This is a genomic window from Rothia sp. HMSC071F11, from assembly GCF_001809115.1.
GTDB classification, from domain to species: domain Bacteria; phylum Actinomycetota; class Actinomycetes; order Actinomycetales; family Micrococcaceae; genus Rothia; species Rothia dentocariosa.
The window spans coordinates 269,608-270,231 of sequence record NZ_KV795763.1 but is presented as its reverse complement, the minus strand read 5'-3'; the positions used below and the strand labels follow the sequence as shown (position 1 = coordinate 270,231).

At 46.2% G+C, this 624-nt stretch carries 1 pseudogene; it reads left to right on the top strand.

From position 1 onward, the window contains the following. Positions 1 to 620 (top strand): annotated as a pseudogene (locus HMPREF2554_RS09105) (MFS transporter); the annotation flags it as partial. Between the last annotated feature and the right edge of the window lie 4 nt (positions 621 to 624).

Here is a 624-nt window from a genome sequence, read left to right as displayed (position 1 = left end):
GCTCCGAAGTATTCCAAAAAACGCATATACTTCATGATTTAAGGTTTGGACTAGTATATATAGCTTCTAGTGCATATTTTAGACGCGAACTTGTCTTCGCCGCCCTCCTCAATATGTGGGGTGCCTCAACCCTTTTCCTGCTTCTAGGGCGAATTGCTTACTTGGGGTTAGGGCAAGAAGTTTACGGTCTTGGTATGTTTATGGGAACTATGGGCGCCGTGGCTGCATCTTTTATCCTCAACCGCATACCTGCGCTGAGGCGATGGGCGCATCCACAAATATTACTGCTGGTTATCAGTGGCGCGTATGTATTGGCACTTATACCTGGAATTATCAGCGTTATTACTGCACAAAGTATAGTGAGTGGAATTATTGTTATCTATACTATTGGTCTTTTCTCGGATTTGCAGAAGAAGAGCGACGCTGGGCATATTGGAAAAGTAATGTCTGTCTTTAGTTTAGCGGCAGCGCTTTTTACATCGCTGGGAAATTTGCTCTTCTCACATCTAAGTGCGCGGGTAGATACAGGAGCGTATGCGTTCGTATGTGCCGCATCCTTAGCCCTCACGGTTGCGGTGCTTTGGGCGATGCGGCATCTTTTAACCCGCGCGAGCAGATAATATT